Below are 14,791 nucleotides of genomic sequence, written 5' to 3' on the forward strand. Positions count from 1 at the left end.
GGGGTTATCACTATCATCTGCCACCTTTAACCACATTGAGCATATCCCACATCGGTAGATAGATCCCTAAGGCTAGGACCAATACTATCGCGGCAACAATCCCAATAAGAATAGGTTCTAATTTGGCGGTGAGGTTTTTAAGATCATAGTCCACCTCACCCTCATAGAAGTCGGCGGCATCATTTAACAGTTGATCTATTTGCCCAGTTTCTTCACCTACGGCAACCATTTGCAATACTAAAGGGGTAAATAATTTACTCTGGTTTGATACCCTTAGCATGGAATCGCCAGACTCAATTCCGTGGCGCATGCCGACGATTTTGTCATGCATATAGGCATTATCCACGGCATCTGCCACTAAGCTCAGCGCCTGCGTCATAGGGACACCAGCACTGAGCATCATGGAAAAACTGCGGCAATAACGCGACAGCGTCGAACGCTCAATAATTGAACCTACCGCTGGGATATGGAGCTTCCACTTATCCCACTGTTTTTCGCCTTTTTCCGTATGGTGCCAATAACGGATGCCGACTATGGTTCCCACCAATGCCACTAGCATCAAGGGCCAATAATGGACAAAAAGATTTGATGTTCCAATCAGTATCTTAGTTGCCCAAGGTAAATCGGCACCGAAACGGGCAAACATTTCGGCAAACTTAGGGATCACCATAATATTTAAGATCACCATGGCGATAGTGATGGCGATCAGCACAAATATCGGATAACGCATAGCCGCCTTAATGCGGCGGCGGGTTTCCTGTTCACGCTCAATATAACCAGATAGCTGGATAAAGGCATCCTCTAACTTACCGGTATTTTCCCCCACATGCACCATAGAAACGAACAGAGAATCAAATACATCGGGATGTTGATTCATCGCCGATGAGAGGGGGCGCCCCGCGGTAAGCTGCTCGGAAATATCATTGAGGGCATCTTTCATCCGCTGTGAATGGGCGGTTTCAGATAATCCCGCAATGGCCCGTAGAATAGGAATGCCGGAACGGGTCAGGGAGTACATTTGCCGGGTAAAAATTTGTAGTTCATCTAAACCGACTTTGCTGCCAACCAGCTGAGCCAATGAAAATGATCGCACGACCTTAGCAACTTTCACCTCGAGGGGGATAATGCCTCGGGCCAAGAGCATATCTGCGGCGGCGCTTTCCGAGGTCGCATCCAACTGCCCGGTCACTGGCTGGCCCTGCCCACTGCGTCCACGGTATTGATATATAGGCATAATTACGCCTCAAAGCCTTGTTGGCTCATCATATCCTTAGATAAGGGGATCAGTGATTCACTCACATCCTCCACCAGCTTCGCCACCTCTTCAATGGTGGTCATACCTTCACTCAAATATTGTAGTGCCGATTCGGCAAGCGGGGTAAAGTTGGGGCTCTGCAGGGCTGCGTGGGCAAAATTCTGTGGGTTACCCGAACGCATAGCATCAATCATATTCTCATCCAGTTCGAGGATTTCAAAAATACCGATCCGACCACGATAACCGCTGCCGTTACAACTTTGACAACCCGTGCCGATCCTAAAGTTTGCCGCCGAAAAATCTTTGCGGCTCACACTGCTAAGCCAGGCTTTTTCCTGCGCGCTGGGCTGATAGTCTACCCCGCAGTTATGGCAAACACGGCGCACTAAACGCTGGGCAATAATCACCCTTAAGGCACTCGCCACTAAATAACTGGCGGCGCCCATATCGAGCAAACGCAGCGCACTGGTAACCGCATCGTTAGTGTGCAGAGTGGATAATACAAAGTGGCCCGTCAAGGCACCGCGCAAACCAATTTCAACGGTTTCTTGGTCACGCATTTCCCCGACCATGATAATGTCCGGGTCTTGACGTAATGTGGTACGCAGTACGTTAGAAAAATCGAGTCCAATCTTATGGTTAACTTGAACTTGGTTAATTCGCGGTAATTGATATTCGACCGGATCTTCCACCGTAATGATCTTACGATCGGCGGTATTCAGCTCGCTTAAGATGCCGTATAGCGTGGTGGTTTTGCCGCTACCCGTAGGCCCAGTCACGAGTAACATGCCATGGGGGCGCTTAATCTGCTTACGAATACGCGCCAAAATATGCGCTGGCATACCCGTTTCGTTTAAGGTCAGCAAACCCGCCGATTGGTCGAGTAGACGCATCACCACAGACTCACCGTGATAAATCGGCATAGTCGACATACGGACGTCAATTTGGTGGCCCTTAATTTCCATATGGAAACGGCCATCCTGTGGCAAACGTTTTTCAGAAATATCGAGGCCTGCCATTAACTTAAGCCGCAGGACTAAGGCGGCGGCAATATTCACTTCGTTCAGTATCGTTTCATGCAACTGGCCATCGATACGCTGGCGAATACGCAGGGCTTTATCACCAGGCTCAATATGGATATCCGAGGCGCGCATCTGTACCGCATCCTCGAAAATCGACTGTAGCAACTTAACGACTGTGGTTTCGTTATCGCTGTCGCCCGAGGTTAAGCTTGCCAAATCAAACATTTGATCGGCGGCATATTCCTCTTCGAGCTTGCCCGCAATTTGCGCAATCTGATCCGTGCGGCGATATAAATTATCAAAGGCTTGCAGCAGTTGCTGTTCGGGTGCGACCGCTAAAGTAAGCTTTTTCGGTGCAACTAAGATTTCTAAGTGATCGAGTGCCTGCAGATCCGCCGGATCGCTCATCGCGACTAGCACGCTGTCACCCCGATCTTCCACCGCCAGTGCGCGGAAACGCCGCGCCTGCACTTCGGGAATTAACTGCACAACCTCTGCGGGAATAGGGCGCTTACTAATATCCAGTAGCGGCAAATTCAGCTGCTGCGACAGAAACTGCAACAACTGATGTTCGGTAATTGAGCGTAGATCGATAAGGGTTCGGCCCAGTTTATGGCCGGTGTTTCGCTGCTCGGAGAGGGCCTGCTGTAGCTGTTCCTCGGTAATAATGGATTCTTGAACTAACAGATCGCCCAAACGCATCTTTAATCTGGGTTTCATTGGCTATCTCCTAGTTGGTTTAATCGTTGTTCTATAAAAGCGGTGGCCTGCATTGAGAGCCCTGGATGGCTTAATGCGCTGCGATAGGCTTGGCTGGCTTGAGCAAATTGCTGTTGTGAATCCAGTGCATAGCCTAAGCCCATCCACCATTTCCCCTGCTGTGGCTCAAGCTGCAATAACTGCCGATAGGCCTGCTCTGCCAGGGTAAATTGACCTTGTTTTTGAGCTAAATCGCTCTGCGCTAACCATTTCTGCCGCGCTAACACATGGCTATCGGGAATGTTCGCTAGGCTAGTTAAGGCTGATTCTGTATCTCCCATCGCCTGCTGCACACGGGCTAATAGCAGCGTGAATTCAAATTCTTGTGGATATAATAGCCAGCCTTGCTGTAATACTTGCGCCGCATCGGGTAATTGCCCCTGCCCATAATACAGTGCAGCCAGTTGTTTGCGCGCTTCGTGTAGGCTGGGATCTAAATTTAACGCTTTATTATAGTGCTCAATCGCCTTACTCCAGTCTGCTCGCTTATCTGCATCGATCGCCATGATAAGTTGTTTTTGGGCTAATTGAGTCGGTGTGAGCTTGACTTCCGTCACCGCCATTTTGCCTGCGGCTTGCACTGGTTCAGCAATAGGTTCGGGTGTTGGGGTGAGTTTATGTTCGGCAACGGATTGAGGATGGGGTTCAGTTTCTATTTCTGTTTCGGGGCCAAGAGCCACGCCCGTTACAGGAACCTGAGCCACGGGATCATCAACAGGCAATGCGATATCAACAGCATGCACAACTGCATCGACAGCGGGCACAGTTACTGATGACGCGAGTTCTGTAGTCGCTATTGGCTGTGATGCTTGTGCTTGTGATGCTTGCAATTGCGGCTGCTGCTCTAATTGCGGTTGCGGTTGCGAAACAACATTGTCCTGTTTGTTTATCCCTTGAAAGGCATAAACCGACAAAGCCCCGAGAAGCAAACAGACCACTCCGATCAACCAGCTTTTTTTGGAATGTCCGACGCGCCCCATATATTGCATTTGTGGCGACGTAATATTGGAAAGTTGATGTCCCTGCTGGCGCTTATCGAGGTCCTGCAGCATCTTGTTAATCACGCTCATACTCTATTCCCCCACAGTTGCAGGAGATCCACACCCGAGACAGTGATGGCAAAAATTAAGGCAGATAGGGCAACCAAGGCCAGTGCGAAATACGTTCGCCATTTCCACGCTTTGAATGCATCTCGGCTCGCATCTTCGGTGTCTAAAATGGCACCACGCACGTGGGAAGCCTGTACTTTGGTCGCGCCCTCACCAAAGCTTAACAATAAGGATTTGTGAGCTAATATATTGATCAATCTAGGAATACCTCGGGATGCATAGGCGATTCTCCGGGCGAGTTTGGCGTTAAACAAGGGTTCACCCGCCCGCCCTGCAATCGCTAATCGATGGCGAATATAGGCATCGACTTCATCCCATGTCAGTGGGCGCAGGTTATAGCTGAAGGTAATACGTTGGCGTAGCTGTCGAAATGCTTGCCGCTTGAGCCTGTCATCCAGCTCTGGCTGCCCAAACAACACCACTTGGAGCAATTTACGGCTCTCGGTTTCAAGGTTAGTGAATAAGCGTAGGGCTTCGAGGCTGTCATCGGGTAGCGCTTGGGCCTCATCGAGCACTAATACGATCGAGTGCCCATGGGCACTTAAGGCAAGCAACTGCTGCTGGATCAGCCCTGTAAGCTGCTGCTGATCCATATCGGCAGCGTATTTTAGACCGAGTTCGTTGGCGACCGCCCAGCGCAGTTCGGCGGGCGTGAGATAGGGATTCGGCAAATAAGCACAGTGAAAACCACTCGGCAGTTCATTAATTAACTTCCGACAAATTAAGGTTTTACCAGTACCAACCTCCCCCGTGACCTTGATAAAACCCTCCCCCGTTTGCAGGGCCATTTGCAGCACTTGCAAGGCTTCCACATGTGGCGATAACCCGAAAAAAAATCCGGTATTAGGTGTTAAGGAAAAGGGGGTTTGGCTTAGGCCAAAATGCTTCAAATACATAGAAGCTTACTTATTCTCCGGATACCAACGATCGAGTAAGGACTTAGAACGCTCTAACTCATTCTTCCAAGTGTCGCCGCCAACCACAGTCGGCTTGAGCAAAATAATCAGCTCAGTTTTCTTTTTTTGTTTACTGCGATTTTTAAAGAGTTCTCCCATAAATGGGATATCCCCCAGCAAGGGCACCTGTGAGACGACTTCAATATTCTCACTCTTCATCAAACCACCGATCACCACCACATCGCCAGAGGAGGCGCGGATCACGGTATCGGATTCACGAATTTCACTCTGCGCCAATGGCAGCTCTAACGAGTCGGAGCTGACTTTAATTTCCTTTGTCTGCTCTTTAACATCGATAACCGATGGATGCACATGGAGCAATACGTTACCGTCTTTATCAATTTGTGGGGTAACATCGAGGGCTATGCCCGAGAAAAACGGTGTTAATTCAACCTGTGGCGTCGTGACTGGCGTTGTCCCAGCGACTGTGGTTGAGGAAACATCGGTGACAAAATACTCATCGGTGCCGACTTTAATGACCGCTTTTTGATTATTAGACGCCGTGACTCTTGGGCTGGAGAGCACATCCACATCTCCTTGGGTATCTAGCAAGTTGATCATGGTCGCGAAATCAGAGCCTTTGATGCTAATTGAGGTTACCCCCCCAATGGCGGATGTGATCTTATCGCTTAGACCGGGGCCCGCCGAGGTGCCAAAATTGATATTGGTATTACCCACATGGCCTAAGACGTTTTCCCACTGGATCCCCTGCTGATAACCATCGGATAGGGTCACTTCTAAAATTTTAGCCTCGAGGATCACCTGGCGCTGTAGGTGACTCTCGGCCGAACTTAAAAACGTACGCACCTGACGTAGCTCATTCGGATAGGCGCGAATTGTCACTAAACCTGCCTGTGGCGTCACGACCACTTGGCGGCCATTACCCGTGTCACCGATAATCGCCGTCAGCGTCTCCTTCAATTCTCCCCAAAAATCCGTCTTAGTGCGGGAACGAATAAAAGTGCCGTTGGTACTGTCACTGTTATTGCTGCTCGAGTTACTGCCATTATTCGAATTATTATTCGAGCTATCGTTGAAGTTACTGTTGTTCGAGTTGCTATTCGAGTTGCCGTTGTTCGAATTATTATTGTCGGAGATCCGCCCAGAGCTAACCGAAGTCAACGACAGGCCATCACGCTCCATATATAAATAATTCAGTGGGAATGTTTCGGTACGCATTCCCGCAGGGAATACCCTTAGGACTCGGCCTTCTCGGCTAACTTCATAGCCGTAAATATCTTCAACGACTTGAATAGCTTCACTTAAGGTAACGCCTTTAAGTGAAAGAGAAATAGTACCTTGTACATCTGGGTGCACAGCGACACTCAGGGGTGTGCCTTGTACTAGGCTCGGGAAAAACACTTTTGCATCCACATCATGGGCCGACACATCGAAGCGCCGCTCGGTTTCCATCGGAGGGGTTAACCCCGCCATCAGTGCGCCAGAATTAAGCTCACGTTGCACCGCATCCGGCATAGTTGCCGGTGGAGGTGGCGTTGCGGGTTTATCCGCTGCCGTCATGGATGCCGCGAGTTCCGCCTTTGAGGCTTCAGGCTGCGGCCTATCTGCGGTTTGGCATGCCAACAGGCAAAGTGAGAGTAGAGGTGTGAAGTATTTAATCGCTTTCATCTGAGTTGTATTCCCTATCTCTCTGTTATTGCTTGGAACAATGCCAATTTTCGGCCATCGGAAAGTGACACAGCCGAAGGCGTGATGCGGACGACTGTCACCCCTTGAATGCTGTCACCGACAGACAATATTTTATTATTGATCACGGCGTAGGCCGTCTTCTCTGAACTGACGATGCTAGTTAACACTAAGGCTTGATGATGGGTTTGGCCCCCATGGCCCGCACTGGAAAATCCTTTACCGGGTAAGGTAGGATCACGCAATGCCTCCGCCGATACGCTGGAGGCGAGACCAGCTAATGCAATGAAAATATAAGGCTTATTTAGCAACACTGATAAAGTCCTTATTAATACTCAAGGTATAGAGTTCGATATCTATGCTTCCCTTTGGATAATCGGCGACCTTGTAGTCGAGTCGTTTCCAGTAAAGCTTGTCCGGCATAGCCTCAACCGCTTCAACGAAGCGCAGCACAGAGAAATAATCTCCTTCGAGGCTCATGCGGATCCCATGGCTGTACAAATTAAGCTTTTTTTCTTCCCCTACGGCCAAAAGCGGCACAGGGGCAATCGAGGTAAATTTCAGTAGCTTTACCCCTTGTACCTGCCCGAGTAACTGACTCAATAACTCGGGCATATAATCTGCGGGTACCATGTCGACCATTTGCTCATTGAGCTGCGCATCGATATCTTGATTCTGCTGCAATAGCAAATTGAGTCGTTGTTGATAATCCTGATTGGGATCCATAGCTAAACGCTGCTGGTACAGCTCAAGCTGTTGCACTGAAATGCTATTTTCCTGTTCAAGGGTCTTGAGTTGCTGGGCTATGCTGCTGTGATTTTTCCACAGTGATTCTAATGGCATAAAGCCCAACATACCCAACAATACGAGTAGCGCGACCGCTATCAACACCCGCTCACGCCGACTCAGTACATCAAACTTCTGGCCTAAGCTCTTGAATATCGCTTTCATCGAGTGGACTCCACTGGCATGTCGCTCGTTAGCGTAAACGCTAACGGCTTATCCTCACCGCGATCCATTGTCATAGAAGAAAATGCTTGTCCTTTCAATGTGCTGGTCGTCTTTAGCTTGCCAACCCACAAAGGAATACTCTGTGGATGATCGGCAAAACCCTCAAACATAAAATGTTGCTCATTAATGGTGATACGACTTAGCCAAACACTGGCATCGGAAACTGTGGCTAGTTCCTTAAGCACAGGACCAAAGCCTCGACTCGTGAGGGATGAGCGCACCGCGAGTTCACTCATTAGCAATTGTTTTAACGCTAATTGCTGAGACTCCAAATCGACCCGTGCCACTAAGGCGGGATCGGGTTTGCGAGCGGCAATTTGTGCTTCGAGTTCAAGCTTTTGTTGATCGAGCCGTTGTTTTTGACTGCTGGCTTGTTGCAAAGCAAATTCGGATTGACTCAATTGCCAGTAGCCGTAGGCCCCCACAATAACACAGAGCAAAATCAACCCTGTGGCATAGGCCATTAATCTTGCAAAGGTGAGCCTCTGCTCAGGCGGGAGTAATGTTGCAGAATATAAATTGACCCTGGATTTCATCACTCGGCACCTCGGGAAAATTCACTAAAGGCTAATTCCGCCATTCGAGCCCCGACAGCGCTTTTATCGATGACATTAACGGCTTGATTAAAGTTTGCCGAAACTAACTTAGCTAACGCATCAACGGCACCATCGGCCAATAATTCGATAGAGGCCACTGGCGCTTGCCTGAGCTGGCTCTCAAAATAATCCATCGAACGTTGAATTTCTAAGCTGAGATTATCGGCAAGACCATAATGAAGTTGATCGACGTCGGTTTTATCCAGTTGCATAAAGCCACGGACCCGGCGCTGCATATAGAGTTGGCCTTGCTTAACCACGGTCAGGAGCAATTCCTGTCCAGTATGGTGGCTGACAATGAGGCGCGCCTGGTTGTCATCGATAAATAGGTTAGTCATAACTAACTCTTCAATACTGATCCCGGCAACGCTAAGTCCTTGTGAGTTAATGGCTTGTACTATGTTGACGACATAATCTTTTGCCACCACTACGACACTGATTTTATTGCTTGGTAGCGGCGACTCAAAATAATCTAAGTGGATCTGCGGCACTGGAATAGTCACCATATCTTTGATTGACCACAGCAGTGCTTGGGGCAGTTCTTCGGCATTTACATTGGGTTTATCGGCGACTAATAATTGGTAACAACTGCTCACCAGTACAATTTGCAGCCGAGCATTTGGGAAGGTACGGGCGAGGGCCGCAAAGGCCGTTTGCCATTGCTCATTTTGCAGCTCAAATGATAGCCATTGTTGCGCCAGATTGTCGGTGGCGGGAGCGTATACCCATAGCTTATCAGGACAGACATAGACACCGAGATCTATTGATGTCGCTTTCTTCTGCCAAAAGGCTAATCGACTAATGAGTCTTTTATCCATAAAAATGCCTATAACCTGATGAATTGAAAAGCTAGAGTCACGAGTTCGCTACTGTTTATACCCAAACAACCTGAAAAACGATGGTTCATGAGACGTTGTAATGCAAATGGGGAGCTCATCAAATCCACCGTCATAATTTTGGCACAGGCTAGTCTAGCCGCTAATCTGTGAATTTTATAGAGAAATACGCCAAATCAAGCCTAATCTTCCACTAGGATCACAAGAGTTCGTCAAAATCCTCCCCTTTGACTAGGCCTCAATAGGATCACTAAAATACATGCCTTGGGCCATACCTACCCCTAGGATCTGCAGGGTTTGCCACTCTTCAAATACTTCAACGCCCTCGGCGCACACTTGCACTTCGGTGCGATACAGACCACCGATTAAACTACGAATAAACAATTGATTTTCTGGGCGTAAATGAATATGACGCACTATGGATCTGTGCAACTTAATCATATCGAAGTGACATTCTCTAATATAGTAAGTCCCAACGACCTGTTGGCCCACATGGTCAACACAGAGGCGAGCGCCCATCTTACGTATCATATCGAGCTTAGGCTGCAGCTTTTCTTGATGATGGATAACTATGTCTTCGGAGACTTCAAAAATCAGTTGAGGTGTAAGGTGGCGATATTCCAGCAGAGTGGTTTTTAGCCATTGGGTAAAAGCGCGGCTCATTAGGGAGTCTAAGCTCAAATTCACGCTATAAACTTGGTTTGCAGGCTGTACGTTACTCAGTAAAGCCAAGACACGCTCAATCATCTGCCGCTCAATCTGCGGCATTAATCCACATTTATTTGCCATTGGAATAAAGAGCGTGGCACGGATTAATGCACCTTGATTATCCCGCGCACGGGTAAAGATTTCCCTATGGTGCTCAATGCCATCGGAATCGATAATGGGCTGTCTAAAGGGATAAAAACGCCGTTGTACTAGGGCGTTTTCTAAAAAGCTGCGCCAGCGAACAGAGCCCTTGGCAAACTCTTCATCTATGGCTCCCTTATCGTACATAAACCAATTACTGTTCCCCTGTAATTGCGCGGCGCGCAGTGCCATGTCGGCCTCGTCGATCAACTGGGCCGCATTATCACCCGCAGTAAAATAGGCGCAGCCTAAGTGGAAGAAATTATCGCTATTTTCCACATCGGGCAGGGGCTGACTTAGGCAAACCTTCAACAGCTTACTGGCGAGCTGATCGGCCTCTATTAACGAGATTTGCGGCACGACTATGGCAAACTGATTGTGGGAACGGCGGGCAAAAATACTGTTTGGCAGGCTTTGTAGGATCTGGCTAATGCCATTGACTGTGGCGCTGAGCAGATCCTTTGCCACTTGCTCACCCTTAGCCTGCTGCAGCAGATCTAAATCATCCATCTCCAATAGATAAATGACCCCGTGGGCAACCATGCCTTGGTCATTGCTTAAGGCATCGAGGCGATTATTTAAGAACAGTCGATTACCTATGCGAGTTTCAGCATCGAGGAAGGTATTGGAACGAATAAACTTATCGAAACGGCCACGCTCTTTTTGAGCGTCCTGCAATTCTTCAAGCAGTTTCGTCAGCGCACGATTAATGAGCCTAGGCCTACCCTTTCCCGGCGTCGCCAGTGCCTGCTCGTGTTTACCCAGCAGGATCAAACGACTGCGCTCGGCAAGTTCTTCTATGCCATCCAATTGTTGGGAAAACCAAGAATAACCCAAGCGGACCAAAGCTATTACAGCTAATAGACCAACCCCTAGGATCAAGATTTCATACCAACTGACACTGTAATGTGCAAAGGGCTGCGGCAGGGTAAGTGTCATCCTCAGCCCCGCGGGGTCGAGAAGATGGTTATACACCATAGCATTTTGGGCTAATACATTGCCTTTATAGGCAAATAACACGTCGTCGTTCAGTGTTAAACGAAAGTCAACGGCATTATAGGCCAGTAGCATAGGCGGCAACCAAGACTCCAGCTCCCAATCGGGCTGGGTATGGTAATGGTTAACGAGCATGGATTCGAGTTCGGACACTTTTTGCTGTTGAAACTTATAGGTCAACTGCACAAAGCCCATCATGGCGCTGAGTAAGAATACAAAGGCGATAGCAGCCAAGGACATCAACCAAAAACTGGTTAATTTTGTAGTTAATATTCGAGTGAATTTCATCGATCCGCTATCCTGCAGAATTATTATAATTATCGGTGCACTCTTAACACGAGTTCAACAAATGCTCCCCCTGATTATTCAGTAGCATAACCCAAAAGGCAACCAAGGGTTTTCATACTCGCTAAAAAACAAAAAGAGGCTAATTAGCCTCTTTTTGAATAGATCATTTTTACTTAATCGGCATATTGCGGCAGAGTTGGAATCGCCGCAACGCCAGAGTCAATGGCCGCCTGCGCTACGGCGCGGGCAACCTGAGGCAATAGGCGTGGATCCATTGGTTTTGGCAACACATATTCTGGGCCAAAGCTTAACGAACTGACCTTAGGATAGGCTTTAAGCACACTCGCAGGAACGGGTTCTTTCGCTAATGCGGCAATCGCATGCACGGCGGCGATCTTCATTTCATCATTGATGCAAGAGGCTCGCACATCTAAGGCACCGCGGAAAATAAACGGGAAGCACAGCACATTATTCACTTGGTTAGGGTAATCGCTGCGGCCAGTTCCCATAATCAAATCACTGCGGATCGCGTGGGCCAGTGCAGGCTTGATCTCAGGATCTGGATTAGAACAGGCAAAAATCACTGGCTTGTCGGCCATCATAGCAACGTCGTCGGCGCCAATCACATTAGGACCAGAGAGACCTAAAAAGACATCCGCACCTTTAATCACATCCTGCAGCGTACGTTTATCGGTATCATTGGCAAAAAGAGCTTTATATTCATTCAGATCAGTACGGCCAGAATGAATAACCCCCTTAGTGTCTAACATATAAATATTGGCGCGATTCGCACCACACTTCACCAGCATAGTCATGCAGGCGATAGCGGCAGCGCCGGCACCCATACAGACAAATATGGCATCGCTAATCAGCTTACCTTGAATTTCCAGTGCGTTGATCATACCCGCCGCGGTCACAATTGCCGTGCCGTGTTGATCATCATGGAATACGGGTACCTTGCAGCGCTCAATCAACTCACGCTCAATCACAAAGCATTCTGGAGCTTTGATGTCTTCGAGGTTAATACCACCGAAAGTATCGGCAATGGCCGCAACCGTGTTAATAAACTCTTCGGGTGTATTATGGGTGATTTCAATATCCGTCGAATCGATATTGGCGAAATGCTTAAATAGTAACGCCTTGCCTTCCATCACAGGTTTAGATGCCAAGGGACCTAAATTGCCTAAACCCAGAATCGCAGTGCCATTGGTAATAACCGCGACCGTGTTGCCCTTATTGGTGTAACGGTATGCATTGTCAGGATTAGCGGCAATTTCGCGCACAGGCTCAGCCACACCAGGGCTATAGGCAAGGGCGAGATCGTGACTCGTTTCAGCAGGTTTGGTAAGGCAAACTGCAGTTTTGCCTGGAACGGGGAATTCATGATAATCGAGCGCTTGTTGACGAATATCCGACATTTTAAAATCCTGAAATGCGACATTTATAATTTATGAGAGTAAGGCCTACCAACACACATCTAGTCTCACCAAAGGGTGATGTTAATAGTCTGGCTGGTCGAGGTAAGATACGCCAATAAGGGGAATTTTTAAATAAGAGATTCAGAAATTTCACTTTAGCCTTCAAATACCCCCTCTAAGCTTAGTTTTATAAACTTATCTCCTATAATAAAGCTACATTTCTTAATATATTTTGTAGGAAACAAACATATATTTTGTAGTTATAGCGCAAGTTGTAGCGAATTAATCTCAAAAATGTTGGTTAAATTACAATATATGTCGGCTAGCGTATTTATCTTATAGATAATTGCTATAAATAAGTCGAATTACATACTTGAACTCGCAATACGCAATAAGTTGACGATTAATTGAGTGAAGTCGTACCAGATAGGTATTTAACATAAGTATTAAGATAGGCGTAAATAAAGCAGTTCGGCAAATGACAGAAAGCAGAAAGGCGCCATAGGCGCCTTTTCTAGAAACATTGCAATCGCAATTATTTCTTTGCAAGCACTGCGAAGCGCTTGTTGAATTTGTCGATACGACCGCCAGTATCAACAACTTTTTGTGTACCAGTGTAGAATGGGTGACAAGCACCACATACGTCTAAGTGCAGATCTTTACCAGCAGTAGAGTTTACTTTGATCACGTTACCACAAGTACAGTTTGCAGTGATGATAGCGTATGTTGGGTGGATACCTGGTTTCATTGGGGTTACCTCAAAAGTGTAAGGCCATGTCGCTCTTCCAACCCGTAGTCGGACACCACATGCATGTTAATAACAATATGTTTAGGGCGCAGAATGGTACAGTATCACCACGGCGGATACAAGTAGATTATCTGAGCGTTTCACGGATTATAGTCCTCTTATTCATGCCCTAGATAATTGGCCCTCATTATGCGACATCACAGGGTATTCGACGCAGGCACGCCAGCTATTGATCTCACAAGAAACGCTCCTCAAGGGTTCCAGCGCGCCAAATGTATCTATACACAAAAGCCAGTTCGCCCTCCATGGCTCACGTTCGCAGCGTATCGCGATGCGATGCTCACCATGGCGCCGAGAGCCAGCTTACCGATACCCTGTGGCCTATAAAGTAACCTACAATTTAAAACGGCTATTTAGCCACCGTTTTTACCTTCAAATATTACCTTGGCTTCCCCGGCGTCTGCATAGCGCATCAACATCTCCTTAGAAGGGCAATAGAGCGTCACATTTTTCTTTAGGGCATTGATTTTATTTTTAGCAAAGGCTTTAGGATTCGCATCATAAATCGCCAACATAGCACCGTACATATTCAGTTCCCATTCGGCTGCGTAGCGATTGGCAATGCGCCACAGGGTCTCGTTGGCGGCATAATTGAGCACACATTCCTCCGATGCCAGTACAGTAGACGGACTCGGCTTGGCATTGGGAGTGGTTGGCGCATCCATTAATGTACTTTGCCCCTTAGCCCTTGGGGCGGGATTGGTCGTATCTGTATGTGCAGTTGGAGTGGCTATGGGAATAGCAGCGACAGTGGGAGTCATTGCGGTTGAGTCTGCGCCAGTATGGACAATGTTAGCTGTGCTACCGACCACAGGCTTAGCCGTTTGAGTGGTTTTAACCGTAGGATTAGGGGTAAATTTAGGTTCTGCCACTTGGGGCTCAGGCACTTTATCCGCCCCGAATACTGGCAGACTCTTCACCTCAAACCAACGATCGACGCGATATTCCCGCACCAACAGCAGCGCCTTAGGATCGGTAACATCCTCGACCCCAGTCAGCAAAATCAGGAAGCGATTAAGCTGCTGCGCCATCAACTTTTCTTCACCCGTGGACTGATGCACCACAAACTCTAGACGCGTCATATCCTGATTATCGGTGATCACATTCAGCCGCATCTTAGGATAAGTCCCCAACTCAAACATCCGGCTATTAATGCTCACATGGGATACCTGCGCCACAGTAGCAACGCTGTACATCAAGGCAAGCAGTCCTAATGATTTCGCTATTTTAGTCATTTACTT

The 14,791-nt window shown here is 47.9% G+C and carries 13 protein-coding genes; all 13 read right to left on the reverse strand.

Annotated elements, in window-relative coordinates:
- Positions 1–13: 13 nt before the first annotated feature.
- A complete protein-coding gene (locus COW15_RS14950; RefSeq protein WP_293633300.1) occupies positions 14–1,234 on the reverse strand; it encodes a type II secretion system F family protein in 1,221 nt (406 codons plus the stop codon).
- A 2-nt stretch (positions 1,235–1,236) separates the two neighbouring features.
- Positions 1,237–2,997, reverse strand: a complete 1,761-nt coding sequence (locus tag COW15_RS14955; protein ID WP_293633301.1) for a GspE/PulE family protein — start codon at positions 2,995–2,997, stop codon at positions 1,237–1,239.
- Complete coding sequence (locus COW15_RS14960) at positions 2,994–4,106, reverse strand: tetratricopeptide repeat protein (RefSeq protein WP_293633302.1); 1,113 nt, start codon at positions 4,104–4,106, stop codon at positions 2,994–2,996. The genes COW15_RS14955 and COW15_RS14960 overlap by 4 nt, the downstream gene beginning before the upstream one ends.
- Complete coding sequence (locus COW15_RS14965; protein ID WP_293633303.1) at positions 4,103–5,041, reverse strand: AAA family ATPase; 939 nt, start codon at positions 5,039–5,041, stop codon at positions 4,103–4,105. Before COW15_RS14965 ends, COW15_RS14960 begins: the two co-directional genes overlap by 4 nt.
- Before the next feature lie 6 nt (positions 5,042–5,047).
- Complete coding sequence (mshL, locus tag COW15_RS14970) at positions 5,048–6,730, reverse strand: pilus (MSHA type) biogenesis protein MshL (protein ID WP_293633304.1); 1,683 nt, start codon at positions 6,728–6,730, stop codon at positions 5,048–5,050.
- Positions 6,731–6,744: 14 nt separating this feature from the next.
- The gene (locus COW15_RS14975; RefSeq protein ID WP_293633305.1) at positions 6,745–7,062 is read right to left on the reverse strand and encodes an MSHA biogenesis protein MshK; all 318 of its coding nucleotides are present in this window, start codon (positions 7,060–7,062) and stop codon (positions 6,745–6,747) included.
- Positions 7,049–7,699: an MSHA biogenesis protein MshJ gene (locus COW15_RS14980; protein ID WP_293633306.1), complete on the reverse strand. Its 651-nt coding sequence runs from the start codon at positions 7,697–7,699 to the stop codon at positions 7,049–7,051. The genes COW15_RS14975 and COW15_RS14980 overlap by 14 nt, the downstream gene beginning before the upstream one ends.
- Entirely contained in the window at positions 7,696–8,298 is a 603-nt protein-coding gene (locus COW15_RS14985) for a PilN domain-containing protein (RefSeq protein ID WP_293633307.1), read from the reverse strand. The genes COW15_RS14980 and COW15_RS14985 overlap by 4 nt, the downstream gene beginning before the upstream one ends.
- Positions 8,295–9,173, reverse strand: coding sequence for an MSHA biogenesis protein MshI (locus tag COW15_RS14990; RefSeq protein WP_293633308.1), 879 nt, complete (start codon positions 9,171–9,173; stop codon positions 8,295–8,297). The genes COW15_RS14985 and COW15_RS14990 overlap by 4 nt, the downstream gene beginning before the upstream one ends.
- A 249-nt stretch (positions 9,174–9,422) precedes the next feature.
- A complete protein-coding gene (csrD, locus tag COW15_RS14995; RefSeq protein ID WP_293633309.1) occupies positions 9,423–11,324 on the reverse strand; it encodes an RNase E specificity factor CsrD in 1,902 nt (633 codons plus the stop codon).
- A gap of 173 nt (positions 11,325–11,497) precedes the next feature.
- Entirely contained in the window at positions 11,498–12,742 is a 1,245-nt protein-coding gene (locus COW15_RS15000; protein ID WP_293633310.1) for a malic enzyme-like NAD(P)-binding protein, read from the reverse strand.
- A gap of 535 nt (positions 12,743–13,277) precedes the next feature.
- Positions 13,278–13,490, reverse strand: coding sequence for a 50S ribosomal protein L31 (gene rpmE / locus COW15_RS15005; protein ID WP_063883331.1), 213 nt, complete (start codon positions 13,488–13,490; stop codon positions 13,278–13,280).
- 413 nt (positions 13,491–13,903) lie between these two features.
- Positions 13,904–14,785 carry a FimV/HubP family polar landmark protein gene (locus COW15_RS15010; RefSeq protein WP_293633311.1) on the reverse strand — a complete coding sequence of 294 codons (882 nt, stop codon included), beginning with the start codon at positions 14,783–14,785 and terminating at the stop codon, positions 13,904–13,906.
- Positions 14,786–14,791 lie beyond the last annotated feature (6 nt).

The organism is Shewanella sp. CG12_big_fil_rev_8_21_14_0_65_47_15 (assembly GCF_002783505.1).
Taxonomy (GTDB): Bacteria; Pseudomonadota; Gammaproteobacteria; order Enterobacterales; family Shewanellaceae; genus Shewanella.

Excerpts from the sequence above, each read along its gene's own strand:
- rpmE (WP_063883331.1), bottom strand. The coding sequence starts at position 13,490 with ATGAAACCAGGTATCCACCCAACATACGCTATCATCACTGCAAACTGT.
- COW15_RS14965 (WP_293633303.1), bottom strand. The coding sequence starts at position 5,041 with ATGTATTTGAAGCATTTTGGCCTAAGCCAAACCCCCTTTTCCTTAACA.
- COW15_RS15000 (WP_293633310.1), bottom strand. The coding sequence starts at position 12,742 with ATGTCGGATATTCGTCAACAAGCGCTCGATTATCATGAATTCCCCGTT.
- mshL (WP_293633304.1), bottom strand. The coding sequence starts at position 6,730 with ATGAAAGCGATTAAATACTTCACACCTCTACTCTCACTTTGCCTGTTG.
- csrD (WP_293633309.1), bottom strand. The coding sequence starts at position 11,324 with ATGAAATTCACTCGAATATTAACTACAAAATTAACCAGTTTTTGGTTG.
- COW15_RS14955 (WP_293633301.1), bottom strand. The coding sequence starts at position 2,997 with ATGAAACCCAGATTAAAGATGCGTTTGGGCGATCTGTTAGTTCAAGAA.
- COW15_RS15010 (WP_293633311.1), bottom strand. The coding sequence starts at position 14,785 with ATGACTAAAATAGCGAAATCATTAGGACTGCTTGCCTTGATGTACAGC.
- COW15_RS14950 (WP_293633300.1), bottom strand. The coding sequence starts at position 1,234 with ATGCCTATATATCAATACCGTGGACGCAGTGGGCAGGGCCAGCCAGTG.
- COW15_RS14960 (WP_293633302.1), bottom strand. The coding sequence starts at position 4,106 with ATGAGCGTGATTAACAAGATGCTGCAGGACCTCGATAAGCGCCAGCAG.
- COW15_RS14980 (WP_293633306.1), bottom strand. The coding sequence starts at position 7,699 with ATGAAAGCGATATTCAAGAGCTTAGGCCAGAAGTTTGATGTACTGAGT.
- COW15_RS14990 (WP_293633308.1), bottom strand. The coding sequence starts at position 9,173 with ATGGATAAAAGACTCATTAGTCGATTAGCCTTTTGGCAGAAGAAAGCG.